Below are 25,102 nucleotides of genomic sequence, written 5' to 3'. Positions count from 1 at the left end.
AGGGCACCCGCATGCTTTCCGGCCAAGGTCGTCACCGTCGTCCCCGTCAGGCTCCGGCCATCGTTGTCGCGGCAGGGGTGACGGGATCGGCCATCGCGATCCCCCTTCTCGGTGCGGGTTCGGCCTCCGCCGCCGACGCCGCCACCTGGGACCGCGTCGCGGCCTGCGAGAGCGGCGGCCAGTGGAGTGCCGACATGGACAACGGCTACTACGGCGGTCTGCAGTTCGCCCAGGAGACGTGGGAGGACTTCGGTGGCACGGACTACGCGGACCGGGCCGACCTCGCCAGCCGCTCCCAGCAGATAGCCGTCGCCGAGAAGGTCCTGGAGGCCCAGGGCCCCGAGGCGTGGGCGACCTGCGCGGGCATCGCCGGGCTGACGCAGGACGGCACCGGCACCGGTGTCGACCCGGGAGCCTCCCCCTCCGGGGAGCAGAGCGCGCCGGCGACGTCCGACAACCCCCTCGCCTCGCTGGCGCCCTCGAAGTCCGCCTCGCCCTCCGAGACGGCCGAGCCCGCGCCGGCCCCGACGCAGGGCATCGGCAACAGCGGGACCGGTGACAGCGGCAGCGCCACCGGCAAGCACCGCGGCGAACCCGCCGCCGAGCCGACGGAGCCGGAGTCGACCGGGGCGACCGGAACGACCGGGCCGGGCAATACGGACAATGAGCGCGAAGCGGGGCGCCATGCCTCGCGCGATGACGATGCGGCACGCGACGGCGAGGGTGCGGCCGATGAGGCCGGCAAGCCGGCCGAGACGAACGGCGCGGACGCCACGCCCGGTTCGTACACCGTCCGCCCGGGCGACTCCCTGTCGGCCATCGCGGCCGCGCAGAAGCTGCCGGGAGGCTGGAGTTCCCTCTACAAGGCGAACGCGGAGACCGTCGGTGACGACCCCGACCTGATCCTGCCTGGCCAGAGCCTGGAGCTCGACCCGAAGTAGGGGCAGTACAGGCGCCTTTGTCCAAATCGTGCAACTGAGACAAGGGTCTCTTTGCCGCAACTCGCCCATCTTGCCCGGCGGAACGGGGCATTCCGCCCTCGACCTGCAGAAACGCACGGTTCCGGAGGGGCGGGATGGGCGTTTTCTCCCCGATGTTCGTCTTTGAACATCGGGGAGCTCTGTGTTTACGGTCTGAACCGCTCGCCATCGCGGGCACCGCTGACCGTCACGCCGAATCCTGCCGTCGGTCGGGGGAGTAGTCGACGCGTATGCGCCGTAGGCAGGAGCGGGGGAACCAAGGTAAGCGCCGGCCCCGGCAGTTGAAGATGAACTGCGGGTACCGGCTTGGGGTGGAGCCGTGCGCACGACTGCGCGGCCGGGCAACTCACTTGGCCCGAACCCGACAGCTCACCTCGTAGGCGTCGGTGAGAGAGATGTTCCATGCTGTTTTCCGGCAAGGCCAAGCACCGTCGCCCGTCCAAGGCCACCCGTATCGCCACGCTCGCCGGCATCACCGGTGCGGCTGTCGCCGCCCCGCTGCTCGGCGCCACCACCGCCTCCGCCGCGACCACGTCCGAGTGGGACCAGGTCGCGCAGTGCGAGGCCGGCGGCAACTGGTCGATCAACACGGGTAACGGGTACTACGGCGGCCTGCAGTTCTCCGCCTCCACCTGGGCCGCCTACGGCGGTACCCAGTTCGCCTCGACCGCCGACCAGGCCTCGAAGGCGCAGCAGATCCAGATAGCCGAGAAGGTCCTCGCGGGCCAGGGCAAGGGTGCATGGCCGAACTGCGGCGTGAACCTGTCCAACGCCGCCAACGACGCCGGCTCCGCGCAGGAGGCCCAGCCGCAGCAGCGTGCCGAGGCCCCGACCACCCGCTCCGAGCGCGCCGAGGCCCCCGCCCCGGCGAAGTCCTCGAAGCCGGCCGCCAAGTCCTTCAAGAAGGGCGACGGCGAGTACAAGGTCAAGGCCGGTGACACGCTCAGCAAGATCGCCAAGGCCGAGAAGGTCAAGGGCGGCTGGGAGAAGCTGTTCGAGCTGAACAAGGGCGTCGTCACCGACGCCGACGTGATCCACCCGGGCCAGCAGCTCCACCTGAGCTGACCCACCCGGGCCGGCGCACCTGCGCCGGCCCGCACCCCCGGGACACAGACCACCCCGGTCCGGAGCGCATCCCCCGTACGCGCCGGGCCGGGGTTCTCTCTGTTACCCATGGGTAGATTGGGGGCGTTTTGTCCCCAGCACCCGCTGTTCATGCCCTTTTTCGTCCCAGGAGGCGGGCATCGGGCGGCTGATGCCCCGCCGCCGGTTAGGCTCGTGCCGCAAGGCCAATGAGACCCTGCACTCCAAGCGTCACATCCCAGAAGGAGATGCTCGTGCCGTCCATCGACGTCGTCGTAGCCCGGGAAATCCTGGACTCCCGAGGCAACCCCACGGTCGAGGTCGAGGTTGGCCTCGACGACGGCAGCACGGGTCGTGCTGCAGTTCCGTCCGGCGCATCCACCGGTGCGTTCGAGGCTCTCGAGCTCCGCGACGGTGACCAGAACCGCTACCAGGGCAAGGGTGTCGAGAAGGCCGTCCTCGCCGTCATCGAGCAGATCGGCCCCGAGCTCGTCGGCTATGACGCCACCGAGCAGCGCCTGATCGACCAGGCGATGTTCGACCTGGACGCCACCCCGGACAAGTCCTCGCTCGGCGCCAACGCCATCCTCGGCGTCTCCCTCGCCGTGGCCCACGCCGCCTCCGAGGCCTCCGACCTGCCGCTCTTCCGCTACCTGGGCGGCCCGAACGCGCACCTGCTGCCCGTTCCGATGATGAACATCCTGAACGGCGGCTCGCACGCCGACTCCAATGTGGACATCCAGGAGTTCATGATCGCCCCGATCGGCGCGGAGTCCTTCTCCGAGGCCCTGCGCTGGGGCGCCGAGGTCTACCACACCCTGAAGAAGGTGCTGAAGACCAAGGGCCTGTCCACCGGTCTCGGTGACGAGGGCGGCTTCGCGCCGAACCTCGACTCCAACCGCGCCGCCCTGGACCTGATCCTCGAGGCCATCAAGGAAGCCGGCTACGCCCCCGGCAAGGACATCGCGCTCGCGCTCGACGTCGCCGCGTCCGAGTTCTACAAGGACGGCGCGTACGAGTTCGAGGGCAAGTCCCGCTCGGCCGCCGAGATGACCGAGTACTACGAGGAGCTCGTCGCCTCCTACCCGCTGGTCTCCATCGAGGACCCGCTGTTCGAGGACGACTGGGCCGGCTGGAAGGTCCTGCACGACAAGCTGGGCAGCAAGGTCCAGATCGTCGGCGACGACCTGTTCGTCACCAACCCCGAGCGCCTCGCCCGCGGTATCGAGGAGGGCTCCGCCAACGCCCTGCTGGTCAAGGTCAACCAGATCGGTTCGCTGACCGAGACCCTGGACGCCGTCGAGCTGGCCCAGCGCAACGGTTTCAAGTGCATGATGTCCCACCGCTCCGGTGAGACCGAGGACGTCACCATCGCCGACCTCGCCGTCGCCACCAACTGCGGCCAGATCAAGACCGGCGCCCCGGCCCGCTCCGAGCGCGTCGCCAAGTACAACCAGCTGCTGCGCATCGAGGAGATCCTCGACGACGCCGCGGTGTACGCCGGCCGCAGCGCCTTCCCCCGCTTCAAGGGCTAGGTCGTGTCCAGGTCCTAGCGGCTAGCAAGTCGTCCACACGTCCCCGGCCGCGGTCCCGTACCGTGTCCGGGGACGTGCGCACGTAGGGTCTGTCGTTGTGGATCAGGCCGGGGCACACGAGCCCGGCACCAACGACAGGCCCTAGCAGGGGAGGCAGGACATGGCCGCGAAGGACCGCGATCGGTTCTCCACCGCGACCAGGCTGCGGCTGCTCGGTGAGCAGACCGCGGCTCGTGTCTACCGCTCCCAGACCCGGCGGCAGGCCCGTCGCTCCCGGCTCACCGGCCGTGCGGCGTTCCTCGCCCTGATCGTCTGTTCCCTCGTCGTCGCCCTCGCCTATCCGATGCGGCAGTACGTCTCCCAGCGTTCCGACATGGCCGAGCAGAGGCGTCGGATGGCCGAGGCGGAGCAGCAGGTCGAGGAGCTGCGCGACGAGAAGGCGCGCCTCCAGGACGACATGTACGTCAAGCGGCTGGCCCGCGAGCATCTGCACTACGTGATGCCGGGCGAGACCGGCTACACCATGATCGACCCCGAAGTCGCGGAGAAGCGCCGTACGGAGGAGGGGGCGGCCGACCGTCCCTGGTACTCCAACGTCTGGGACGGCGTCGACACCGCCGACCGCCGGTAGACGGCACCGCACGCCAGTAGAACCGTAGAACCGTAGAGCCAAGGCAGGCATGGAAACCCCTCCTCCCCACACCGATCCGACCGAGCCCACCGACGCGGACATCGCCGCGTTCAAGGAGCAGCTCGGGCGTCCGCCGCGCGGACTGCGCGCCATCGCGCACCGCTGTCCCTGCGGGCAGCCCGATGTCGTCGAGACGGCGCCCCGGCTTCCGGACGGCACCCCGTTCCCGACGCTGTACTACCTGACCTGCCCGCGGGCGGCGTCGGCGATCGGCACGCTGGAGGCGAACGGCGTGATGAAGGAGATGACCGAGCGCCTCGCCACGGATCCGGAGCTGGCGGCGGCCTACCGGGCGGCCCACGAGGACTACATCGCGCGCCGTGACGCCATCGAGGTCCTGGCGAACTTCCCGAGCGCGGGCGGTATGCCGGACCGGGTGAAGTGCCTGCACGTCCTGGTGGGCCACTCGCTGGCGGCGGGCCCGGGGGTCAACCCGCTGGGCGACGAGGCGATCGCGATGCTGCCGGAGTGGTGGCGCAAGGGCCCGTGCGTCTCCGCGGGGATCGTGGACGAGCCGGGCGCGGCGGCCGCGGGCACGGCGGCGGACACCGCAGCGGGCGCCGGCGACGACGGCGGCCCGGCATGACGAGGGTCGCCGCCGTCGACTGCGGCACGAACTCGATCCGGCTGCTCGTCGCCGACGCGGACCCCGCCACCGGCGAACTCGTCGACCTCGACCGCCGGATGACCATCGTCCGTCTCGGTCAGGGCGTCGACCGCACCGGCCGTCTTGCCCCCGAGGCGCTGGAGCGCACCTTCGCGGCCTGCCGCGAGTACGCGGACGTCATCAAGGAGCACGGTGCGCAGAAGGTGCGCTTCGTCGCCACCTCCGCCTCCCGGGACGCCGAGAACAGAGGGGACTTCGTCCGGGGCGTCCTCGACATCCTGGGCGTCGAGCCCGAGGTGATCACGGGTGACCAGGAGGCGGAGTTCTCCTTCACCGGCGCCACCAAGGAGCTCGCCGGTGACGAGGAGCGCCTGGTCGTCGACATCGGCGGCGGGTCCACCGAGTTCGTCATCGGCCGGCGCACCGTCGAGGCCGCCCGGTCCGTCGACATCGGCTGCGTACGGCTGACCGAACGCCATGTGCGCAGCGATCCGCCGGCCGCCGCCGAGGTCGCCGCCATACGGGCGGACATCGAGGCGGCGCTCGATCTCGCGGAGCTGACCGTCCCGCTGAGCGGCGCCGGCACCCTCGTCGGTCTCGCCGGTTCGGTGACCACCGTCGCGGGCATCGCGCTCGGCCTCGACGCGTACGACTCCACGGCGATCCACCACGCGCGGATCTCCTACGAGAAGGTCGCCGAGGTGACGCGCAGGCTCCTGGAGTCCACCCACGACGAGCGGGCGGCGATCCCCGTGATGCACCCGGGGAGAGTGGACGTCATCGCCGCCGGAGCCCTCGTCCTGCTCGCCGTCATGGAGCGGATCGGAGCCGGGGAAGTGGTCGTGAGCGAGCACGACATCCTGGACGGGATCGCCTGGTCCGTCGCCGCCGAACGAACTTCGTGAAGTTCTTCACAAGGAAATGGTCCCTGGTGGGCGCTTCAGGGGGCCGAATGGCTGTCGAGGCCCGGCGGCGGGGGCTCGCCGGGCGCGGGCCCGGCCGGTCCGGACAGCCGCCGACCGGCGGGGCCGCGACGGTGGTTCACCTCGGGCCCCGCTCAAGCGGGCAGCTCACAGGGGGTGAACAACGACTCCGACGGAGGGCCGGTTCCCTTTCGGGATCATGACCTCCATCACGTGGGCCGCGCAGTGTAGCAGAGGTGGGTCCACTCCTTGTGAAGGGGCTCACGAGCACCCCCTCCGAGGGGGGTGGATACTCGATGGCATGAGCACCACGGAGCGTCCCCGGATCCTCGTAGTAGGCGGTGGGTACGTAGGCCTGTACGCAGCCCGGCGCATTCTGAAGAAGATGCGCTACGGCGAGGCGACCGTCACGGTCGTCGACCCGCGGTCGTACATGACGTACCAGCCCTTCCTTCCCGAAGCTGCCGCCGGCAGCATCTCGCCCCGGCATGTCGTCGTCCCGCTGCGACGCGTCCTGCCCAAGGCCGAGGTGCTCACCGGGCGGGTCACGACCATCGACCAGGACCGCAAGGTCGCCACGATCTCGCCGCTCGTCGGCGAGGCGTACGAGCTGCCGTTCGACTACCTGGTCGTCGCGCTCGGCGCGGTCTCCCGTACCTTCCCGATCCCCGGCCTCGCCGAGCAGGGCATCGGCATGAAGGGCATCGAGGAGGCCATCGGCCTGCGCAACCACGTGCTGGAGCAGCTCGACAAGGCCGACTCGACCACCGACGAGGAGGTCCGCCGCCGGGCGTTGACCTTCGTCTTCGTGGGCGGCGGCTTCGCCGGCGCGGAGACCATCGGTGAGGTCGAGGACCTGGCGCGGGACGCGTCCAAGTACTACGCCAGCGTCAAGCGCGAGGACATGCGGTTCATCCTCGTCGACGCGGCGGACAAGATCCTTCCCGAGGTCGGCCCGAAGCTGGGCAAGTACGGCAAGGAGCACCTCGAGGGCCGCGGTATCGAGATCTACCTCTCGACGTCGATGGACTCCTGCGTGGACGGCCACGTCGTGCTGAAGAACGGCCTCGAGGTCGACTCCAACACCATCGTGTGGACGGCCGGTGTGAAGCCGAACCCGGCGCTCGCGCGCTACGGCCTCCCGCTCGGCCCGCGCGGCCACGTCGACACCGCCACCACCCTCCAGGTGCAGGGCACCGACTACATCTGGGCCGCGGGCGACAACGCCCAGGTGCCGGACATGGCGGCCCGCAAGGCCGGCGTGGAGAACGCCTGGTGCCCGCCGAACGCGCAGCACGCGCTGCGTCAGGCGAAGATCCTCGGTGACAACGTCATCTCCGGTATGCGGGGCTTCCCGCAGAAGGAGTACAGCCACGCCAACAAGGGTGCGGTCGCCGGGCTGGGCCTGCACAAGGGCGTCGCGATGATCGTCATGGGCAAGGTGAAGATCAAGCTCAAGGGCCGGCTGGCGTGGTACATGCACCGTGGCTACCACGGCATGGCGATGCCGACCTGGAACCGCAAGATCCGCGTCTTCGCCGACTGGACGCTGGCGATGTTCCTCAAGCGTGAGGTCGTGTCCCTGGGCGCGATCGAGACGCCGCGCGAGGAGTTCTACGAGGCGGCCAAGCCCGCTCCGGCGGTGACGGCGGCGACGCCGGCCCCGGAGAAGGCCAAGGCTTCCTGACGCGGTACCTGTCCCTGAGGGCCGTCCGCCATCCGTGGTGCGGGCGGCCCTTCGGCATGTCCGGGGGGATTCAGGCGGTCCGAACACCGTGCCCGATGGGGCCTGATGGGTGTGCGGACCGCACCTTTTGCTTGGGCATTGCGTGTCACGGGAAGCACCCACAAGGGTCGGGTTGTTCTCGGAAACGTGGATTTCTGGGACCCACCGTCACGGAGGTGTTCGCCATGGCCGACGCCGCACTGCGGCTGACCACCGTTGCCGAAGAACTGCTCGGTTTTCCGCTGCCGGTCCGCGTGCGGGCCTGGGACGGATCGGAATCCGGGCCGCCGGGCGCGCCCGTGCTCGTCGTACGGCATCGGCGGGCCCTGCGGCGGCTGCTGTGGCGGCCCGGCGAGCTCGGGCTGGCCCGCGCCTGGGTGGCCGGGGAGATCGACGTCGAGGGCGACCTCTACGCCGCTCTCGATCTCCTCTCCGGCATCATCTGGGAGCGCGAGGAGGACCTCGCTCCCGCCGTCCATCCCGTGCGCGACCCGCGCCTGCGCACCGCCGCCCGCGCGCTGCTCCGGATCGGCGGGGCCCTGCCGCCGCCGCCCCCGCCGCCCGAGGAAGTGCGCCGCCGCAGCGGCCCGTTGCACACCAGGCGCCGGGACAGACAGGCCATCAGCCACCACTACGACGTGGGCAACGGCTTCTACGAACAGGTCCTCGGGCCGTCCATGGTCTACTCGTGCGCCTACTGGAGCGATGGCGGCACCCTCGAAGAGGCCCAGCGGGACAAGCTCGACCTCGTCTGCCGCAAGCTGGCCCTCCAGCAGGGCGACCGGCTGCTCGACGTGGGCTGCGGCTGGGGTTCGCTGGCGATGCACGCGGCCCGCGAGTACGGCGCCCAGGTCACCGGCATCACCCTCTCCCGCGAGCAGGCCGCCTACGCCCGCAAGCGCATCGCCGAGGCCGGCCTCACCGACCGTATCGAGATCCGCGTCCAGGACTACCGGGACGTCAGGGACGGTCCGTACGACGCCATCGCGTCCATCGGCATGGCCGAACACGTCGGCCAGGTCCGCTACCTGGAGTACGCCGAGCAGCTCCTGACCCTGCTGCGGCCCGGCGGGCGGCTGCTGAACCACCAGATCGCGCGCCGCCCGGAGCGCAACGAGGCCGACTACCGTCTCGACCCGTTCATCGACCGGTACGTGTTCCCGGACGGCGAGCTCGCCCCCCTCGGCCGTACCGTCGCCACCCTGGAGCTGGCCGGCTTCGAGGTACGGGACGTCGAGTCCATCCGCGAGCACTACGCCCTGACCCTGCGCCGCTGGGTGGCCAACCTGGAGGCGGACTGGCGCCGCGCCGTGCGTCACAGCTCGCCCGGACGGGCGCGCGTCTGGCGGCTGTACATGGCCGCCTGCGCCCTCGCCTTCGAGCACAGCAAGATCGGCGTCAACCAGGTCCTTGCCGTGCGGACCCCGCACAGCGGTGACTCGGGACTGCCGTTGCGCGCCCGCGACTGGCGCTGACCGGGATACGCGAAGGGCCCCGCGACCGGTTCGGTCGCGGGGCCCCTGTGCGGACGGGCGGCTACTCCGTCTTGATCGCCGTCAGCATGTTCAGCCGCGCGGCGCTGCGGGCCGGCCACAGCGAGGCCAGCACACCGACGACTCCGGCCAGCAGCAGGAAGATGCCGATCCGCTCCCACGGCAGGACCAGTGCGTAGTTCGGGATGCTGGAGCGGATCGTCTCGCCGATCGCCCAGGCCAGGAACGTCCCGAGTCCGATGCCGATCACCGCGCCGAAGAGCGAGATGACCACCGCCTCCAGGCGGATCATGCGCTTGACCTTGCCGCGGTCCAGGCCGATCGCCCGCAGCATGCCGATCTCCTGCTGGCGTTCGAAGACGGACATCGCGAGGGTGTTGACGACGCCGAGCACCGCGATGAGCAGAGCCATGGCGAGCAGCCCGTACATGATGTTCAGCATCGTGTTGATCATGCCGCCGAACATGTTGCGGATGTCCTGACGGTCCATGACGCTCATCGCCGGGTTGTCACCGAGCGCGTCCACGAGTGCCTGCTCGTTGGCCTTGCTCGCGCCGCCGTCCGTCTTCACCCAGATCTCGGGGATGTACGGCTTGGGCTCGAAGGGCGCGACCAGCGAGGTGGGCACCACGACCGGCGAGAGGAACTCGTTGTCCTGGTAGATCGCGCCGACCGTCATCGTCTTCGTCGCCGACTTGCCGCCGTCCTGGTCGTCGCCGACCGTCACGGGAAGCTTGTCGCCGGTCTTCCAGCCGTTGGACTTCGCGGTCTTCTCGGCGACGGCGATCCCGCCCTTGCCGAGGGTGTCCAGGGAGCCGGAGAGGAGCTTCAGGTCGAAGACCTGCTGCACGTCGCCGGGGGTGACCGCGGAGGCGGAGTGGAAGGTGCCCTTGACCTCCACCGAGGTGGCCTGCTGCGGGGAGACCGCGGTGACGCCGTCGGCCTTCTCCAGCGCGGTCAGCGCCGACTTGTCGAGGGCTCCGCCGCCCGCCATGGTGACCATGTAGTCGGCGCGGATGTTGTCGGTGGTCATCTTGTCGATGGCCTGGCCCAGCGTGACACCGATGACGGTGAGACCGGTGACCAGCGTGAGCCCGATCGCCAGCGCCGAGGCGGTGGCTCCGGTACGGCGCGGGTTGCGCACCGCGTTCTTGCCGGCGAGCTTGCCGGACACCCCGAACACACGGTGCAGCAGCGGCTTGGCGAGTGCGATGACCGGGCGGGACAGCAGCGGGATCAGCACGATGATGCCGATCAGCGCCAGGAAGGCACCGGCACCGATGAGCATGCGGCCGGTGCCCTCGCCGACGGCCGCGCCGCCGAAGATGGCCGCGGCGCCGCCCAGCGTGATGATGCTGCCGAGGGTGTTGCGCACGACCAGCGACTTGGTGCTGGCGGGCAGATGGGCGCTGCCCATGGCCGCCACCGGCGGGATCTTCGCGGCCCGGCGGGCGGGCAGCCAGGCGGCGAGGACGGTGATCAGGACACCGACACCGAGGGCGGAGAGCACCGCGGTGGGGGAGACGATCAGCGGTCCGGCCGGGACCTTGGCGCCGAACGAGCCCATGGCGGAACGCAGTCCGGTGGCGAGTCCGATGCCGAGCGCGAACCCGACGACGGAGGCGATCACGCCGACGACCAGGGCTTCCAGGATCACCGAGCGCTTGACCTGCCGGCGGGAGGCGCCGACGGCCCGCAGCAGGGCGAGTTCCTTGGTGCGCTGGGCGACCAGCATGGTGAAGGTGTTGGCGATCAGGAAGACGCCGACGAACAGGGCGATGGCGGCGAAGGCCAGCAGCATCGTGTTGAGGTCGCGCAGTCCGGACTCGATGTCCTTCGCCTGCTTGTCGGCGAGCTCGCTGCCGGTCTGTGCCTCGGAGTCCTTCGGCAGCAGCGGCTGGACGGCGTCGAGGAGCTTCGCGTCGGACGCGCCCGGCTCGGCGGCGATGGTGACGTCCTGGAAGTACCCGGGCTGGAGGTACAGCTTCTGCGCCACGGCGGTGTCGAACAGCACGAGGCTGCCGCCCGCGTTCACGGCGCCGTCCTCGGTGGTGAAGACACCGGCGAGGGTGTACTCCTTCACCGGCCCGTTGGTGGCGACCCGTACGGTGTCGCCGACCTGGTACTTGCCCTTGGCCGCGGAGTCCTTGTCGAGCGCGATCTGGTCGTTCTTCACCGGGCCCGAACCGTCGGTGAAGGTGTACGCGGCATCCTTGCCGCTCTTGCCCGGGCTGTAGTTCGCGCCCGTGTTGGACCAGCCGTTGCCGATCAGCTTGCCGTCCTGGTCGGCGACGCCGGCGAAGCCGGAGACCCGCCCGGTGGCCTCGGAGACCCCGTCCAGCGAGCGGATCTTCTCCAGGGTCGCGGTGTCGACGCCGGACTTCTTGCCGTCGCCCTGCCCGCCGTACGTGGTCACGGCGACGGCGACGTCGTCGTAGCTCTTGGCCGACTGGTTGCGGTAGGCGTTGCCGAGGGTGTCGGTGAAGACCAGGGTGCCGGAGACGAAGGCCACGCCGAGCATCACGGCGAGCACGGTCATCAGCAGTCTGGCCTTGTGCGCAAGCACATTGCGCAGGGCGGTACGGAACATGTCTGTGTCAGTCCTGTGGTGAGAGCCGGAGGTCGACGGATCGGCGGATGGTCAGCTGGTCCGGCCCTTGGCGTCGAATTCCTTCATGCGGTCGAGGACGCCGTCCGCGGAGGGGTGGATCATCTCGTCGACGATCCGGCCGTCCGCGAGGAAGATCACCCGGTCGGCGTAGGAGGCGGCCACCGGGTCGTGGGTGACCATCACGACGGTCTGGCCGAGCTCGCGTACGGAGTTGCGCAGGAAGCCCAGCACCTCGGCGCCGGAGCGGGAGTCCAGGTTTCCGGTCGGCTCGTCACCGAAGATGATCTCCGGCTGGGAGGCCAGGGCGCGGGCGACGGCGACGCGCTGCTGCTGACCGCCGGAGAGCTGGGTCGGGCGGTGACCGAGGCGGTCGTGCAGACCCACCATGTCGATGACGTGTCGGAGCCACTTCTTGTCCGGCTTGCGGCCCGCGATGTCCATGGGGAGCGTGATGTTCTCCAGGGCGGTCAGCGTCGGGAGCAGGTTGAACGCCTGGAAGATGAAGCCGATCTTGTCGCGGCGCAGCTGGGTGAGCTGCTTGTCCTTGAGCGTGCCGAGTTCGGTGTCGCCGATGCGCACGGACCCGGAGCTGAAGGTGTCGAGGCCGGCCACGCAGTGCATCAGCGTGGACTTGCCGGAGCCCGAGGGGCCCATGATCGCGGTGAACTGCGCCTGCTGGAAGTCGACGGTGACCCGGTCGAGCGCGACCACCTGGGTCTCGCCCTGGCCGTACACCTTGGACAGATCCGTGGCGCGGGCGGCCACGGCGGTGGCGCGGTGAGCGATGGGCGTGGTGGTCACGAGAAGGGCTCCTGTCACATGGGGTGAGCGTCGGGGACCACCCCATCGTGTCTGCCCTGCGGCCGCGGATCGTCAGTCCCCGTGCCCGTTCCCGGGGCCCTCTTGGGTCGGACCACGCACCCCGCTCCTCCTCCTTTGGTATGACGGTGCCCCTGAGAGGGGACCGGTGGCGCGGGGTGGTGGGAGGGGCCGTCGACGGGCGGGCCGAGGCGGCGAGTTTCCGTCAATCCCAGGGGGGTGCGGTGGCGCCCACCTGTGGGGACCGCTGCCCCGGCATGCCATCTGACCTGGGCTGACGCACCCTCAGGCGGCAATAAAATAAGACAACATCGGGCCACGGCCGGCCGGGCACGTCGATCTACCCGGATAGGCTCCTGTGCTTACGCGGAGCCGCGCACCTGGCCCGGATGGTGGAATGCAGACACGGCGAGCTTAAACCTCGCTGCCCTTCGCGGGCGTGCCGGTTCAAGTCCGGCTCCGGGCACCTCATACGCCCGGTTACCCCCACAAAATCGTTGAAAACCCAAGTGTCGGACGTCACGGGCCCCCGGCCGGCAGGCCCCTGCCGGTCACGATCGTGGAAAGATCCTCCCCGAGCACTAGGGTGCTTCTTTTGCTCCCGCATTACTCTTGACTTCAAGGCCGCGCTGGGCGGCCATGAAGGAGTGAGATGAGGAGCAGCAACCCGGTCTTCTCGCGACGGGGGTTCAGCCGTGACAGCGGCTACGCCGGCTTCAACGCGCAGCAGCCGCAGGCCGGGGGCCCCGCCGTAGGAAACAACCCCTACGCCCAGGGCACCGGCAACCCGTACGCGACCAACCCGTACGCCCCGGCCGACACCCGGACCGGTGCCGGACCGCAGGCGCCCGCGCGCGCCGATGTGATGACCATCGACGATGTCGTCTCGCGTACCGCGATGACGCTCGGCACCGTCGTGATCACCGCCGTTCTCTCCTGGGTCCTGCTGCCGGTCGACGAGGCCAACATCGGCAAGTCGTACGGCATCGCGATCGGCGCGGCCCTCGTGGCTCTCGTCCTGTCGCTCGTCCAGGCCTTCAAGCGCAAGCCGGTTCCGGCGGTCATCCTGGCCTACGCCGCGTTCGAGGGTGTCTTCCTCGGCGTGATCTCCAACGTGGTCAGCACCTACATCAGCCCCGGTGTGGTGGTCCAGGCCGTCCTCGGCACCATGTGTGTCTTCGCCGGTGTCCTCTTCGCCTACAAGATGCGCTGGATCCGCGTCACGCGCCGTTTCTACGGCTTCGTGATGGCGGCCGCCATGGGCTTCCTGCTCCTGATGGTGGCCAACCTGCTGTTCTCCGCCTTCGGCGGCGGTGACGGCCTCGGCTTCCGCAGCGGCGGTCTCGGCATCCTGTTCGGTGTGATCGGCATCATCCTCGGTGCCTGCTTCCTCGCCCTCGACTTCAAGCAGGTCGAGGACGGTGTGACGTACGGCGCTCCGCGCGAGGAGTCGTGGCTGGCGGCCTTCGGCCTCACCCTGACCCTGGTGTGGATCTACCTGGAGATGCTGCGTCTCCTGTCGATCCTTCAGGGGAACGACTAGCGCCGCTCGCGGCACTGGCCGACCACGCAATGACGAAGGGCCCGCAGGCATTGCCTGCGGGCCCTTCGGCGTCGAGACCTAGAGCAGTTTGCGCGCGGCGCGCCTCAGGTCGTACTCGTGGATGATCGCTTTGGCATGCCCGTACGCGAGGTTGTGTTCGCTCCGGAGCCAGCTCACCTTCTCCTCGAAGCGGAAGAGGGAAGGGCCTTCGTCGACGGCGCGGAGCCAGTCGGAGATCTCACGACCGGTGCAATGAGGGATTCGGGAGAGCAGATTTCGATGGGTCTCTTCGGAGAAGACTTGGGACATCGGCGCCTCCGGACGCGTTGCGCGTGTGCTCCTTCACGCCACCGTGCCTGAGTGTTCGCGTATTGGCAACAGTCCGTGGGGTGCACATAGGGTCGAACCGTGCTGGATACGAGTGAGCTGACCGACGCCGTGGACCGCTTCGCCGACCGTCTGCGGGCCGCTCCGCAGAGCCGTCTGCAGCGGGGCGCCGCGGCTGAAGGGCTGGACCTGGCCAGGGAGTTGGCCCGGCTGGCCCAGCGCATCGAGGCCCCGGGGACGGAGCCGTCGATCATGCCGGACGCGGGCATCTTCGCAGTTGCGGATCAATTGATGGTGGCCGGAACGGATTTGGCCGAAGCGCTGCGGACGGCCCCGTCCCGTTCCGTGGCGGAGGTGGACGAGGCCGTGAGTCTGGTCCGGGCGGCCGAGGGGCGGGCCGGGCTGTAGGTCCGGCCGGCCGAGGCGCGCGGGTTGAGCTGAAGGCCCGGGGGGCCGCTGAGGGAACTCCGGGCAAGGGGGCCGCCGGGCGGGCCCCGGAAGGGGCCCGCAGAGGCCCTGGCGAGCCTCAGAGAGACGCGATGACGCGGTCGGCCAGGATGTAGACCGTCTCCTCGCCGCACTCGAAGGTGAGGGCGTATGCCCCCGAGATGCTGGAGCCGCCGAGCAGGACCGGGGTGTCGCCGGTCCGCAGGGCCTCGGCGAGGCGCTCCGCGGTCTCGCGGTGGCCCGGGGTCATGCAGAGCGTGGTGCCGTCGGCGAAGACATACACGTCGAGCGTGCCGAGCGGGCCGGGCCGCACGTCGGCGAGCTCGGTGCGGTTCTCGGACAGCTCTTCGAGCCGGGAGACCGTGCGCTCGTGGTCGGTGACGACCGGCGTCTGCACCGGGACGAAGTCCGGGTGCGAGGGGTGGCGGCGGCGGGCCGCGGCCAGCTCGGGGGAGTCCTCGGCGAACTCGGTGACCTCGGGGAGGTCCGCCATGTCGTCGAACGCCTCGACGGCCTCGAAGTCCATGGCCTCCAGGCCCACGAAGTCCGACTGGCGCGGGACGTAGAACGGGAGCTCCTCCCCGGGTGCCACCAGACCGCCCAGCAGGGTCACGGGGGCCTCGCCGATGAGACGCGGTGAGGCGTCCGCGGCGTCGCGGGACTCCTGTGCGGCCCAGAAGGCGCGCGCCTCGGCGAGCTCGCGTTCCCGCTCCTCGGCCAGCGCCTCGGCGACGGCCTCGCGTATCTCGGCGGCGGGGGTGGGGCGGGCCTGCGGCACGGAGACCTTCGGCCCGGTGCCGTGCACCTCGGCCAGCTCGCTGCGCAGGGCGGTGACCTGCTTGCGGAGCCCGTGGGCGGCGTGCAGGGCTGCGGCACCCACAGCCGTCGCGGCGGCCGTGGTCAGCAGCAGGGCAAAAGACATGGCGCTCACTGACATACTCCCGGTTCCATCGATACCCCCGACTTCCTACATCAGAGTGCGGTGAGCCCGCGCCCCCTGTCAGTGCATTACGTCACGAAATGGACAGGACTTTGGGCCTGGTGTTTAGCGGGATAACCACTGTGACCTGGGGGAATGATGCTCCCCCAGGAGATAGGTCACATCCTGGGGGAGTTTCGGTCACGACTTGAGCTCCGAGGAGCCCGAAAACCTGTCCGGAGGCTCAGCCGCCCGGGCTTCGCGGGGGCAGGTGCCGCCCTCGTACCTCGGGCGACCCCCACCCTCCGCTACGACTCAGCTCAGCCGCCCTGCTCTTGTGGTCGCGCTGAGCTTCGCCTCCGCTGCGGGCAGGTGCCGCCCTCGTACCTCGGGCGACCCCGCAGGGGCTGTCGTTCGGATCCTGCCGGGCTCGCGTGCCCTGGCACGCACGCTCGCTGCGTTGTCGTCAGTCGCCGACGCTCCGCGTCGGCTCCTTCCTCCGCCTTGCGATCGCACGCACCAGACCCCGCTCACTGACCCGGCCTGATCCGAACGACAGCCCCTACCCTTCGCTACGACTCAGCTCAGCCGCTCGATGACCATCGCCATGCCCTGGCCGCCGCCCACGCACATCGTCTCCAGGCCGAACTGCTTGTCGTGGAACTGGAGGCTGTTGATCAGCGTGCCCGTGATGCGCGCGCCCGTCATGCCGAAGGGGTGGCCGACCGCGATCGCGCCGCCGTTGACGTTGACCTTGTCCAGCGGGATGCCCAGGTCCCGGTACGACGGGATGACCTGCGCGGCGAACGCCTCGTTGATCTCGACCAGGTCGATGTCCCCGGCGGTCAGGCCGGCCCGCTTCAGCGCCTGGTTGGATGCCTCGACCGGGCCGTAGCCCATGATCTCGGGGGACAGGCCGGAGACGCCGGTGGAGACGATCCGCGCCAGCGGGGTCAGGCCCAGCTCGCGGGCCTTGGTGTCGCTCATGATGACCAGCGCGGCGGCGCCGTCGTTCAGCGGGCAGCAGTTGCCCGCGGTGACCATGCCGTCGGGGCGGAAGACGGGCTTGAGGCCCTCGACGCCCTCCACCGTGACACCCGCGCGCGGACCGTCGTCCGTGCTGACGACCGTGCCGTCCGGCGTGGTGACCGGGGTGATCTCGCGCTCCCAGAAGCCCTTCTTGATGGCTTCCTCGGCGAGGTTCTGGGACCGGACACCGAACTCGTCCATGTCCTGACGGGTCACGCCCTTGAGGCGCGCCAGGTTCTCGGCGGTCTGGCCCATGGCGATGTACGCGTCGGGGACGAGACCGTCCTCGCGGGGGTCGTGCCAGTCCGCGGCGCCCTTCTCGGCGACGGAGGCGGTACGGGCCTCGGCCTCGGCGAACAGCGGGTTGTGCGTGTCCGGCAGGCTGTCGGAGTTGCCCTTGACGAAGCGGGACACCATCTCGACGCCGGCCGAGATGAAGACGTCGCCCTCGCCGGCCTTGATGGCGTGCAGCGCCATGCGCGAGGTCTGGAGGGACGACGAACAGTAACGGGTCACGGTGCAGCCGGGGAGGTGGTCCATCCCCATCTGCACGGCGATGATGCGACCCAGGTTGTGGCCCTGCTCGCCGCCGGGCAGACCGCAGCCGAGCATCAGGTCGTCGATGTCCCGGGGGTCCAGCTCGGGCACCTTGGCCAGTGCGGTCTGGATGATCGTCGCGGTGAGGTCGTCCGGCCGCAGATCCTTGAGCGAGCCCTTGAAGGCCCGTCCGATGGGGGAGCGGGCGGCGGAAACGATGACGGCTTCGGGCATCACGGCTCCAGGAGGAGTGCTGGTGGGCGGACTGTCTGGAAGTTACTAGGAGGTACGGGCCGGGTCACGGGTACGCCGGTGTGACGGTCGCCTCAATTCTAAGCGAGCGCTCACTTTTTCGGCAGGGCTGCGCCGGGCCCGGCCCGTACGCCCTACTGCCGCGCCCGGGACGGCGACGGGCTCGGTTCCGCCGCCGTGGACGCGGACGGCAGCCGCCGGCGCCTGCGGTGCTTGAGCAGAGCCCAGGGCCCGCGCGCGCCCGTGACCTCGGTGCCCGCCTCCTTGGCCGCCGTCGCCGCGGCCTTCGCCACCGGGAGCATGCCCTCGTCGCGGTCCGCCTCCGGGCGGTCCGACTCCGGCCACACGCCCAGCACCGCGCCCAGCGTCGGAAGCATCGCCATCGCCGCCGTCGCGTAGCCCTCCGCCGAGGGGTGGTAGTTGTCCGCGCCGAACATCTCGCGCGGGTTCGCAGCGAACTCCGGGCCCAGCAGGTCGCCCAGCGACACCGTGCGCCCGCCCTGCTCCACCACGACGATGGTCTGCGCGGCCGCCAGCTGGCGCGAGACCCTGCGGGCCAGCCAGCGCAGCGGCTGGTAGACCGGCTCGATGGTGCCGAGATCCGGGCATGTGCCGACCACCACCTCCGCACCCGCCGTACGCAGTCTCCGCACCGCGGAGGACAGATGGCGGACGGACTCCGTGGGCGGCATCCGGTGGGTGACGTCGTTGGCGCCGATCATGATCACGCAGACGTCCGGCAGCCGGGACCTGTCCTCCAGCAGCACCGTGACCTGACGGTCCAGATCGTCCGACTGGGCACCCGGCAGTGCGACGTTGCACACCTCCACGGGGCGCTCGGCCACCGCCGCCAGCCCGGACGCGAGCAGCGCCCCCGGGGTCTGGCCCGCCCGGCGCACCCCCTGGCCGGCCGCAGTGGAGTCGCCCAGCACGCCGAGGAGCAGCGGATCGTTGTGCCCGAAAGCCAGCCCGTACAGGCCGTCGCCGCGCGGTGGCATCGGGGCGATGCCCCCGCCCACCGAGCGCTTGGCCAGCTGGACCTCCGCGAGTACGACTCCCACGGCCGCCGCTCCGAGCAGACCGATGCTGCCTCCGCCGTACGCCGCGCCTGCCGCGATCCGCCGTGCCACCCTCGCCCTCGACACCGAGCCACCTCCTCTCCTCGTCGCCTGTCATCAGCTAACTGCCCCGTAGCGGCCGTCGCCCAATCCCGCGCCGGTCCGCATACCCTGGCCGCATCACTACGGAGATCCCGGAGAACATTGTGCGCATCCATGACTCGATGATCAGTCTTGTCGGCAATACCCCGCTGGTGAAGCTGAACAGCGTGACCGCGGGCATCCAGGCGACGGTCCTGGCCAAGGTCGAGTACTTCAACCCGGGCGGTTCGGTGAAGGACCGCATCGCCGTGCGCATGATCGAGGCGGCCGAGGAGAGCGGAGCGCTTCAGCCCGGCGGCACGATCGTGGAGCCGACCAGTGGCAACACGGGCGTGGGCCTGGCGATCGTGGCCCAGCAGAAGGGCTACAAGTGCATCTTCGTCTGCCCGGACAAGGTGTCCACCGACAAGATCAACGTGCTCCGTGCGTACGGCGCCGAGGTCGTGGTCTGCCCCACCGCGGTCGACCCCGAGCACCCCGACTCGTACTACAACGTCTCCGACCGTCTGGTGCGGGAGACGCCGGGTGCCTGGAAGCCTGACCAGTACTCCAACCCGAACAACCCGCGCTCGCACTACGAGACGACCGGTCCCGAACTCTGGGACCAGACGGACGGGAAGATCACCCATTTCGTCGCGGGCGTCGGCACCGGCGGCACCATCTCGGGCACCGGCCGCTACCTCAAGGAGGCCAGCGACAACGGTGTGCGGATCATCGGCGCGGACCCCGAGGGCTCGGTCTACTCGGGCGGTTCCGGGCGTCCGTATCTGACGGAGGGTGTCGGTGAGGACTTCTGGCCGACGGCGTACGACCGGACCGTGACCGACGAGATCGTCGCCGTGTCCGACAAGGACTCCTTCCAGATGACCCGCCGTCTCGCCAAGGAGGAGGGCCTGCTCGTCGGCGGCTCCTGCGGCATGGCGGTCGTCGCCGCGCTGCGCGTCGCGGAGGGCCTCGGCCCCGACGATGTGGTGGTCGTTCTGCTGCCGGACAGCGGTCGCGGCTATCTCTCCAAGATCTTCAACGACGAGTGGATGGCCGACTACGGCTTCCTGGAGGAGGCCGGCCACGCCGCGCGGGTCGCCGATGTGCTGCGGCACAAGGAAGGCGGCAAGATCCCCAGCCTGGTGCACATGCACCCGGAGGAGACCGTCGGCGAGGCCATCGAGGTGCTGCGCGAGTACGGCGTGTCGCAGATGCCGATCGTGAAGCCGGGCGCGGGCCACCCCGATGTGATGGCCGCCGAGGTCATCGGTTCGGTCGTGGAGCGCGAACTGCTGGCCGCTCTGTTCACCCAGCGTGCCGCGCTGAGCGACCCGCTGGAGAAGCACATGAGCGACCCGCTGCCGCAGGTCGGCTCGGGCGAGCCGGTCGGCGACCTGATGACCGTGCTCGGAGCCGCGGACGCCGCGATCGTGCTGGTCGAGGGCAAGCCGATGGGCGTGGTGAGCCGTCAGGACCTGCTGGCCTTCCTCGCCGGCGGCGGCAAGTAGCAGCGCGGGGAAGGGGCTTCGCGCAAACGGTACGCGCACGTCACGTACGCGCAGCACCTGCTTAACACGCGTCCGTCACAGTCATGGGTGTCGGCAGGGTTCCCGGGCAGGGAACCAGGCCGGCGCACAGGCGGCGTCGAAGAACTCCGGAGCGGCTCCCGGACTCCCAGACGCCCCGGACGCGGCGACCGGCCCTGACCCGGGACCGTGTCCCACGCGGGGACCGTCGTCGTCCCGCCCCCCGGCCCTGCCGGGGGTGAGGCGGTCCCCGCGCACACTCTTTCCCGGCGCCCGCGTGGCGCCGTCCGGGCTCACTTGTGCAGCGAGGAAGCCGTCCAGCTCGCCAGCACCGACAGACGCTCCGCCGTGGGCGATCCGGGTTCCGGCGTGTAGACGACGAGCAGTTGGTCCGGGTCGCCGGGCAGCGTGAGGGTCTCGTACGGCAGCGTCAGCTCGCCCACCACGGGATGCGAGACGAGCTTGACGCCATGCGTCTTCTCCTTGACCTGGTGGTCCGCCCACAGCCTGCGGAAGTGCTCGCTCTTCACCGACAACTCGCCCACCAGCGCGCTGAGTTCTTCGTCGTCGGGATGGCGGCCCGCGTCCAGGCGCAGATAGCCGACCACCTCGGCGGCCACCGCCTCCCAGTCCGTGTACACATCCCGCGCGGCCGGGTCCAGGAAGACCTGGCGGGGGACGTTGCGCTCGCGCGGGCTCATGTCCGCGTAACCGATCATCGCGTCACCGAGCGCGTTCCACGCGAGGACGTCCATCCGGCGGCCGAAGACGAACGCGGGCGCGGTGGAGAGGGTGTCCAGCAGCAGCCGCAGCCCCGGGCGCACCCGCTGGGAGGGCGTCGGGGTGCTGCGCTTCTTCGGCCGGGCGACGTCCTTGAGGTGTGCCTGCTCAGTGGCGTCCAGCCGCAGCACGCGGGCGATCGAGTCCAGGACGGCGTCGGACACCATGGGGCCGCGCCCCTGTTCCAACCGGATGTAGTAGTCGACGCTGACACCCGCGAGCTGGGCGACCTCCTCGCGGCGCAGGCCGGGAACGCGCCTCCTGCCGTACGGGGTGAGGCCGAGCTCCTCCGGCTGGATGCGGGCGCGGCGCGAGCGCAGGAAGTCTCCGAGGTCACCGTCCATGCCTCAACGGTAGGGCAGAGGCCGGCGCGGAGCCTGGTACTGGCAGACCCAGGAAGAGCGCAGCCCTGGGTGGAGGGGCGGCCGGCGCGGAGGGTGGTGGATGTCCACCACCGGACGGGTCCCACCGGGACCCGCAGTCCGTACAGGAGCGAACGACATGACCTACGACAGCCTCTCCGGCCGTACCGCCGTCGTCACCGGGGCGGCCAGCGGCATCGGTGCCGCGACCGCCGTGCTGCTCGCCGCCCACGGCGCCCGGGTGGCGCTGCTGGCCCGCCGCACCGAACGGCTCGGTGAACTGGCCGCGAAGATCACCGCCGACGGCGGCCACGCGCTGGCCGTCACCGCCGATGTCACCGACGAGGAGTCGGTGGCAGCCGCCGTGCAGCGGATCCACAGCGCGTACGGCCCGGCCGACCTGCTCGTCAACGCCGCCGGCGTCATGCTGCCGAACCCCGTCGACGACGGCCGCGCCGACGAATGGCAGCGGATGACCGACACCAATGTGACCGGCGCGCTCCGGCTGATCAGGGCGTTCACCGGGGACCTGCTGGCTGCGGCCGCCGACGGCCGCAGCGCCGACCTGGTCAACATCTCCTCGATCGGCGCGCACGTCGTCTTCCCCAACTACGCGGTGTACGGGGCGACCAAGGCGGCGCTCACCCATCTCTCCCAGTCGCTGCGCGCCGAACTCGGCCCGCGCGATGTACGCGTCACGAACGTCGAGCCCGGGTTCACCGAGTCGGAGCTGCGGGACCACATCGACAACCCGGAACTGACCGGGCAGCTGGACAGCATGCTCGACGCGGTCGGACTGCTGACGTCCGAGGACGTCGCCGACCTGATCGCGTACACCACGAGCCGTCCGCGGCACGTCAACCTGCGGCAGGCGATCGTGCTGCCGACCCGGCAGTGAGGCCGTGGCCCGGCGGCACACGATCGCCGGGCCTCAGCCCTCCCAGTCGGAGGTCTTCTCCGGCGTCTTGTGCCGCAGCCACGGCCAGCCCTTGGCGGCGTGGACGGCGTTGACGCCGACGATGCCGCCCCAGGCGACGATCAGCCCCGGCAGATCGGCGTTGACGACACCGATCGCCGAGAGCGGGATCGCGAGGATCATCGAAATGATCCCGAAGCCGAAGCGCTCGCCGAAGTTCGGGTCGGCAGGCTGCTGCGGCGGCCGGGTGCCGCGGGCGACCACCATCTGCTGCTCGGCGAGCTGCCGGCGTACACGGCGGTCCACCGTGCCGTCCAGGCGCTGTTCGACCTTCTCCAGGAAGGATTCGACGAGCGCTGAATCGTATTCTTCGCCCAGCTCACGGCGGGCGTGCAGGGTGGCGTCGAGCTCTTTCTCGAGCTCAGGGTCACGGGCTTCCATAGCCGTTCACGCTACGGGTGCCCGGCCGTCGCGTCAGTGGGGGTAGCCCCACTGTTTTCGGGTGGGGTTACCTGGGGGGCGAGGATCGTCCGCTCGGGGATGTGTGCGGTGCGGCGGCGCGCGATCAGCCAGTACAGCAGCGCCGGCACCACGAGCCCCACCATCCAGGAGATGTCCGCACCGCCCAGCGGCTCCACCAGCGGGCCGGTGTAGAAGTGCGTGACGAGGAACGGCAGTTGGGCCAGCAGACCCACGCCGTACACGGCGAGGGCGTCCACGCGCCAGGCCCCGTAGCGGCCGTGCGGATCGGCGAGCGCCGGGATGTCGTAGCGCTCGCGCGAGATCAGGTAGTAGTCGACCAGGTTGATCGCCGACCAGGGCGTGAAGAAGGTCAGCAGGAAGAGCAGGAAGTCCTTGAACGAGGTGAGGAAGCTGTCCTTGCCGAGCAGGGCGACGACCGTGCCGGCGATCATGATGGCGGCGATGTAGAGCGCCCGGCCGCGCGGCGACAGCGTCTTCTGGCCGCGGAAGCCGCTGATGCTGGTCACCATCGACATGAAGCCGCCGTAGGTGTTCAGCACATTGATCGTCAGCTTGCCGAGCGCGATGACGAAGTACAGGAACGAGGCGATCAGGCCGGTGCCGCCGAGGGCCACGACATAGCTGACCTGGCCCCCGAGGAAGGCGTCCCCGGCGGTCGCGGCGACCAGCACGCCGAAGACCATCGACCACTGCGAACCGATGGCCGATCCGGACAGCGTCCACCAGAACGTGGCGCGGGCGCTCGTGTGCCGCGGCAGATAGCGGGAGTAGTCGGCGACGTACGGACCGAAGGCCAGCTGCCAGGACGCCGAGAGCGAGACCGCCAGCAGGAACATCGGCAGGTCGAAGGCCCGGTCGGCCAGGACCGTGCCGAGGTCGATCCGCTCCAGCAGCCGGATGCCGAGGTAGACGAAGGCGAGCGCGCACACGACGCTCGCGACCCGGCCGAGGACATGGATGACGCGGTAGCCGATCGCCGCCGTCACCGCGGTCACCAGCGCGAAGATCACGATGCCGGGCGTCTCGCCGAGATGCGTGAGCTCGCCGACCGCCTGGCCGGCCAGCACGCTGCCGCTGGCGAAGAAGCCGACGTACATCACGATCACCAGCAGCAGCGGGATGATCGCGCCCTTCACGCCGAACTGCGCCCGGGACTGGATCATCTGCGGCAGGCCGAGCCGGGGTCCCTGCGCCGAGTGCAGGGCCATCACCGCGCCGCCGAGCAGATTGCCCACCGCGAGGCCGACGACCGACCAGAAGGCGCCACCGCCGAAGACGACGGCGAGCGCACCCGTGACCACGGCGGTGATCTGGAGGTTCGCGCCGAGCCAGAGAGTGAACTGGGAGAAGGCGGTGCCGTGCCGCTCGCTGTCGGGAACGACATCGATGGACCGTACTTCGACGAGGCCTGCCATGGTTCAGCTGCCCTTCTTCGTGATTCCGTGCTGTCGGGCCCAGTCGTTCGCGACGTCCTCCGGGTCCTTCTTGTCCTTGTCCACCAGCCGGTTGAGCTCGGTGAGCTGCTCGGTCGTCAGGACGGCGCCGAGCCGGGCCAGCGCCTTGCGTACGCGCGAGTCCGCCTTGCGGTCGGCGATCAGCGGGACGACGTGCTGACCGGGAATCAGGTTCTTGGGGTCGGAGAGCACGACCCAGCCCTCGGCCTTGATGTCGGTGTCCGTGGTGAAGAGGTTGGCGACGTCGACATCGCCCTTCTTCAGCGCGCCCTTGACCAGCGGCCCGGAGGAGTCCAGGGACTTGAACTCCTTGAACTCCACGCCGTACATGTCCTTCAGGCCGACGACGCCGACGACCCGCTTCTTGACCTCGGGGGCCGCGCCGATGACGAGTTCGCCGTTCTTCTTGGCGAGGTCGCCGAGCGAGGTGAGCCCGTACTTCTGCGCCGTCTCGCGGGTGACGGCGAAGGCGTCGGAGTCCTCGGCCAGGCCGTACGGGAGGATCTGGAGGCCCTGGGGGAGGACGACGGCGAGCGCGTTCTGCATCTCGCCCTCCTCGGTGGCCGTGGCCTTGGGGTCGAGGTAGTGCAGCAGCGCGCCCTGGTACTCCGGCAGCAGATCGATGTCGCCGCCGCGCAGCGCGGGGATGAGGATCTCGCGGGTGCCGAGGTTGGGGCGGACGGTCGCCTTGACACCGGCCGCCTTCAGGGCGGCGGCGTACAGGAAGCCGAGTATCTGGTTCTCGGTGAAGTTGGCGGTGCCGATGGTGACACCGTCCTTGCTGGATCCGCCGCCGGACAGCGAGCCGCCCTCGCCCTCGAGCGAGGTGATGCCGCTGCTGCACGACGCGAGCGCGGGGACGGATGCGGCGGCCAGCAGACCGCCGAGCAGGGTGCGTCGGTTCATGGGAAGTC

The 25,102-nt window shown here is 70.1% G+C and carries 22 protein-coding genes, 1 tRNA gene and 1 riboswitch; of the genes, 13 read left to right on the top strand and 10 right to left on the bottom strand.

Annotated features, from left to right (window positions below; translation table 11 throughout):
- Positions 1 to 11 precede the first annotated feature (11 nt).
- The 8 genes from ACQPWZ_RS14805 (at position 12) to ACQPWZ_RS14770 (ending at position 9,020) form a co-directional block, all read left to right on the top strand.
- Positions 12 to 941, top strand: a complete 930-nt coding sequence (locus ACQPWZ_RS14805) for a transglycosylase family protein (RefSeq protein WP_433571555.1) — start codon at positions 12 to 14, stop codon at positions 939 to 941.
- Positions 942 to 1,203: 262 nt separating this feature from the next.
- A riboswitch (cyclic di-AMP (ydaO/yuaA leader) is annotated at positions 1,204 to 1,378 on the top strand.
- A gap of 4 nt (positions 1,379 to 1,382) precedes the next feature.
- Positions 1,383 to 2,045, top strand: a complete 663-nt coding sequence (locus ACQPWZ_RS14800; RefSeq protein ID WP_340473507.1) for a transglycosylase family protein — start codon at positions 1,383 to 1,385, stop codon at positions 2,043 to 2,045.
- Positions 2,046 to 2,311: 266 nt separating this feature from the next.
- Positions 2,312 to 3,598, top strand: a complete 1,287-nt coding sequence (gene eno, locus ACQPWZ_RS14795; RefSeq protein WP_313945899.1) for a phosphopyruvate hydratase — start codon at positions 2,312 to 2,314, stop codon at positions 3,596 to 3,598.
- Between the two features lie 160 nt (positions 3,599 to 3,758).
- Positions 3,759 to 4,229, top strand: coding sequence for an FtsB family cell division protein (locus ACQPWZ_RS14790; RefSeq protein WP_328860789.1), 471 nt, complete (start codon positions 3,759 to 3,761; stop codon positions 4,227 to 4,229).
- Between the two features lie 49 nt (positions 4,230 to 4,278).
- On the top strand, positions 4,279 to 4,875 hold the full coding sequence (locus tag ACQPWZ_RS14785) for a DUF501 domain-containing protein (RefSeq protein WP_383243484.1): 597 nt from the start codon (positions 4,279 to 4,281) through the stop codon (positions 4,873 to 4,875).
- Positions 4,872 to 5,801 (top strand): exopolyphosphatase, encoded by a 930-nt coding sequence (locus tag ACQPWZ_RS14780; RefSeq protein ID WP_433571554.1) that lies wholly within the window; start codon positions 4,872 to 4,874, stop codon positions 5,799 to 5,801. The genes ACQPWZ_RS14785 and ACQPWZ_RS14780 overlap by 4 nt, the downstream gene beginning before the upstream one ends.
- A 319-nt stretch (positions 5,802 to 6,120) precedes the next feature.
- Positions 6,121 to 7,506 (top strand): NAD(P)/FAD-dependent oxidoreductase, encoded by a 1,386-nt coding sequence (locus ACQPWZ_RS14775; RefSeq protein ID WP_340473501.1) that lies wholly within the window; start codon positions 6,121 to 6,123, stop codon positions 7,504 to 7,506.
- 224 nt (positions 7,507 to 7,730) lie between these two features.
- A complete protein-coding gene (locus ACQPWZ_RS14770; protein WP_340473499.1) occupies positions 7,731 to 9,020 on the top strand; it encodes a cyclopropane-fatty-acyl-phospholipid synthase family protein in 1,290 nt (429 codons plus the stop codon).
- 61 nt (positions 9,021 to 9,081) lie between these two features.
- Here the strand turns inward: ACQPWZ_RS14770 and ACQPWZ_RS14765 are convergent, their stop codons facing one another.
- Together ACQPWZ_RS14765 and ACQPWZ_RS14760 are read right to left on the bottom strand one after the other, a co-directional pair.
- Positions 9,082 to 11,628, bottom strand: coding sequence for an ABC transporter permease (locus tag ACQPWZ_RS14765; protein WP_340473498.1), 2,547 nt, complete (start codon positions 11,626 to 11,628; stop codon positions 9,082 to 9,084).
- A gap of 51 nt (positions 11,629 to 11,679) precedes the next feature.
- Positions 11,680 to 12,450, bottom strand: a complete 771-nt coding sequence (locus tag ACQPWZ_RS14760; RefSeq protein ID WP_433571553.1) for an ABC transporter ATP-binding protein — start codon at positions 12,448 to 12,450, stop codon at positions 11,680 to 11,682.
- Between the two features lie 401 nt (positions 12,451 to 12,851).
- On the opposite strand from ACQPWZ_RS14760, the gene ACQPWZ_RS14755 reads away from it, so the two are divergent.
- Positions 12,852 to 12,934 (top strand) — tRNA-Leu (locus tag ACQPWZ_RS14755).
- Between the two features lie 186 nt (positions 12,935 to 13,120).
- Complete coding sequence (locus ACQPWZ_RS14750; RefSeq protein WP_340473497.1) at positions 13,121 to 14,011, top strand: Bax inhibitor-1/YccA family protein; 891 nt, start codon at positions 13,121 to 13,123, stop codon at positions 14,009 to 14,011.
- A gap of 78 nt (positions 14,012 to 14,089) precedes the next feature.
- Here ACQPWZ_RS14750 and ACQPWZ_RS14745 read toward each other — a convergent pair whose 3' ends face one another.
- Positions 14,090 to 14,320 carry a DUF4287 domain-containing protein gene (locus ACQPWZ_RS14745; RefSeq protein WP_313945908.1) on the bottom strand — a complete coding sequence of 77 codons (231 nt, stop codon included), beginning with the start codon at positions 14,318 to 14,320 and terminating at the stop codon, positions 14,090 to 14,092.
- A gap of 99 nt (positions 14,321 to 14,419) precedes the next feature.
- On the opposite strand from ACQPWZ_RS14745, the gene ACQPWZ_RS14740 reads away from it, so the two are divergent.
- The gene (locus ACQPWZ_RS14740; RefSeq protein ID WP_327683490.1) at positions 14,420 to 14,746 is read left to right on the top strand and encodes a hypothetical protein; all 327 of its coding nucleotides are present in this window, start codon (positions 14,420 to 14,422) and stop codon (positions 14,744 to 14,746) included.
- 118 nt (positions 14,747 to 14,864) lie between these two features.
- Here the strand turns inward: ACQPWZ_RS14740 and ACQPWZ_RS14735 are convergent, their stop codons facing one another.
- From ACQPWZ_RS14735 to ACQPWZ_RS14725, 3 genes are all read right to left on the bottom strand, one after another.
- On the bottom strand, positions 14,865 to 15,707 hold the full coding sequence (locus ACQPWZ_RS14735; protein WP_433573823.1) for a hypothetical protein: 843 nt from the start codon (positions 15,705 to 15,707) through the stop codon (positions 14,865 to 14,867).
- Between the two features lie 576 nt (positions 15,708 to 16,283).
- Positions 16,284 to 17,504, bottom strand: a complete 1,221-nt coding sequence (locus ACQPWZ_RS14730) for an acetyl-CoA C-acetyltransferase (RefSeq protein ID WP_340473496.1) — start codon at positions 17,502 to 17,504, stop codon at positions 16,284 to 16,286.
- Between the two features lie 152 nt (positions 17,505 to 17,656).
- On the bottom strand, positions 17,657 to 18,652 hold the full coding sequence (locus ACQPWZ_RS14725) for an SGNH/GDSL hydrolase family protein (protein WP_340477879.1): 996 nt from the start codon (positions 18,650 to 18,652) through the stop codon (positions 17,657 to 17,659).
- A 134-nt stretch (positions 18,653 to 18,786) separates the two neighbouring features.
- Here ACQPWZ_RS14725 and ACQPWZ_RS14720 point away from each other — a divergent pair, with 134 nt between their 5' ends.
- On the top strand, positions 18,787 to 20,175 hold the full coding sequence (locus ACQPWZ_RS14720) for a cystathionine beta-synthase (RefSeq protein WP_340473495.1): 1,389 nt from the start codon (positions 18,787 to 18,789) through the stop codon (positions 20,173 to 20,175).
- Between the two features lie 311 nt (positions 20,176 to 20,486).
- Here ACQPWZ_RS14720 and ACQPWZ_RS14715 read toward each other — a convergent pair whose 3' ends face one another.
- Positions 20,487 to 21,317 (bottom strand): helix-turn-helix transcriptional regulator, encoded by an 831-nt coding sequence (locus tag ACQPWZ_RS14715; protein ID WP_340473494.1) that lies wholly within the window; start codon positions 21,315 to 21,317, stop codon positions 20,487 to 20,489.
- Positions 21,318 to 21,474: 157 nt separating this feature from the next.
- Here ACQPWZ_RS14715 and ACQPWZ_RS14710 point away from each other — a divergent pair, with 157 nt between their 5' ends.
- On the top strand, positions 21,475 to 22,233 hold the full coding sequence (locus ACQPWZ_RS14710; protein ID WP_433571552.1) for an SDR family oxidoreductase: 759 nt from the start codon (positions 21,475 to 21,477) through the stop codon (positions 22,231 to 22,233).
- Between the two features lie 33 nt (positions 22,234 to 22,266).
- Here ACQPWZ_RS14710 and ACQPWZ_RS14705 read toward each other — a convergent pair whose 3' ends face one another.
- The 3 genes from ACQPWZ_RS14705 to ACQPWZ_RS14695 are packed head-to-tail and all read right to left on the bottom strand — an operon-like array spanning position 22,267 to position 25,094.
- Complete coding sequence (locus tag ACQPWZ_RS14705; protein WP_433571551.1) at positions 22,267 to 22,692, bottom strand: hypothetical protein; 426 nt, start codon at positions 22,690 to 22,692, stop codon at positions 22,267 to 22,269.
- An 11-nt stretch (positions 22,693 to 22,703) separates the two neighbouring features.
- Entirely contained in the window at positions 22,704 to 24,149 is a 1,446-nt protein-coding gene (locus ACQPWZ_RS14700; RefSeq protein WP_433571550.1) for a purine-cytosine permease family protein, read from the bottom strand.
- A gap of 3 nt (positions 24,150 to 24,152) precedes the next feature.
- Positions 24,153 to 25,094, bottom strand: a complete 942-nt coding sequence (locus ACQPWZ_RS14695; RefSeq protein WP_356705534.1) for an ABC transporter substrate-binding protein — start codon at positions 25,092 to 25,094, stop codon at positions 24,153 to 24,155.
- Positions 25,095 to 25,102 lie beyond the last annotated feature (8 nt).

It is taken from the genome of Streptomyces sp. CA-251247 (assembly GCF_050952975.1).
Lineage (GTDB): Bacteria > Actinomycetota > Actinomycetes > Streptomycetales > Streptomycetaceae > Streptomyces > Streptomyces achmelvichensis.
The sequence above is the reverse complement of the archived record's forward strand: the minus strand, read 5'-3'. Positions and strand labels throughout refer to the sequence as shown.

Bases quoted from the DNA above. Each gene is read 5' to 3' on its own strand.
- ACQPWZ_RS14805 (WP_433571555.1), top strand. From the start codon at position 12: ATGCTTTCCGGCCAAGGTCGTCACCGTCGTCCCCGTCAGGCTCCGGCC.
- ACQPWZ_RS14800 (WP_340473507.1), top strand. From the start codon at position 1,383: ATGCTGTTTTCCGGCAAGGCCAAGCACCGTCGCCCGTCCAAGGCCACC.
- eno (WP_313945899.1), top strand. From the start codon at position 2,312: ATGCTCGTGCCGTCCATCGACGTCGTCGTAGCCCGGGAAATCCTGGAC.
- ACQPWZ_RS14790 (WP_328860789.1), top strand. From the start codon at position 3,759: ATGGCCGCGAAGGACCGCGATCGGTTCTCCACCGCGACCAGGCTGCGG.
- ACQPWZ_RS14785 (WP_383243484.1), top strand. From the start codon at position 4,279: ATGGAAACCCCTCCTCCCCACACCGATCCGACCGAGCCCACCGACGCG.
- ACQPWZ_RS14780 (WP_433571554.1), top strand. From the start codon at position 4,872: ATGACGAGGGTCGCCGCCGTCGACTGCGGCACGAACTCGATCCGGCTG.
- ACQPWZ_RS14775 (WP_340473501.1), top strand. From the start codon at position 6,121: ATGAGCACCACGGAGCGTCCCCGGATCCTCGTAGTAGGCGGTGGGTAC.
- ACQPWZ_RS14770 (WP_340473499.1), top strand. From the start codon at position 7,731: ATGGCCGACGCCGCACTGCGGCTGACCACCGTTGCCGAAGAACTGCTC.
- ACQPWZ_RS14765 (WP_340473498.1), bottom strand. From the start codon at position 11,628: ATGTTCCGTACCGCCCTGCGCAATGTGCTTGCGCACAAGGCCAGACTG.
- ACQPWZ_RS14750 (WP_340473497.1), top strand. From the start codon at position 13,121: ATGAGGAGCAGCAACCCGGTCTTCTCGCGACGGGGGTTCAGCCGTGAC.
- ACQPWZ_RS14745 (WP_313945908.1), bottom strand. From the start codon at position 14,320: ATGTCCCAAGTCTTCTCCGAAGAGACCCATCGAAATCTGCTCTCCCGA.
- ACQPWZ_RS14735 (WP_433573823.1), bottom strand. From the start codon at position 15,707: ATGTCTTTTGCCCTGCTGCTGACCACGGCCGCCGCGACGGCTGTGGGT.
- ACQPWZ_RS14730 (WP_340473496.1), bottom strand. From the start codon at position 17,504: ATGCCCGAAGCCGTCATCGTTTCCGCCGCCCGCTCCCCCATCGGACGG.
- ACQPWZ_RS14715 (WP_340473494.1), bottom strand. From the start codon at position 21,317: ATGGACGGTGACCTCGGAGACTTCCTGCGCTCGCGCCGCGCCCGCATC.
- ACQPWZ_RS14710 (WP_433571552.1), top strand. From the start codon at position 21,475: ATGACCTACGACAGCCTCTCCGGCCGTACCGCCGTCGTCACCGGGGCG.
- ACQPWZ_RS14705 (WP_433571551.1), bottom strand. From the start codon at position 22,692: ATGGAAGCCCGTGACCCTGAGCTCGAGAAAGAGCTCGACGCCACCCTG.
- ACQPWZ_RS14700 (WP_433571550.1), bottom strand. From the start codon at position 24,149: ATGGCAGGCCTCGTCGAAGTACGGTCCATCGATGTCGTTCCCGACAGC.
- ACQPWZ_RS14695 (WP_356705534.1), bottom strand. From the start codon at position 25,094: ATGAACCGACGCACCCTGCTCGGCGGTCTGCTGGCCGCCGCATCCGTC.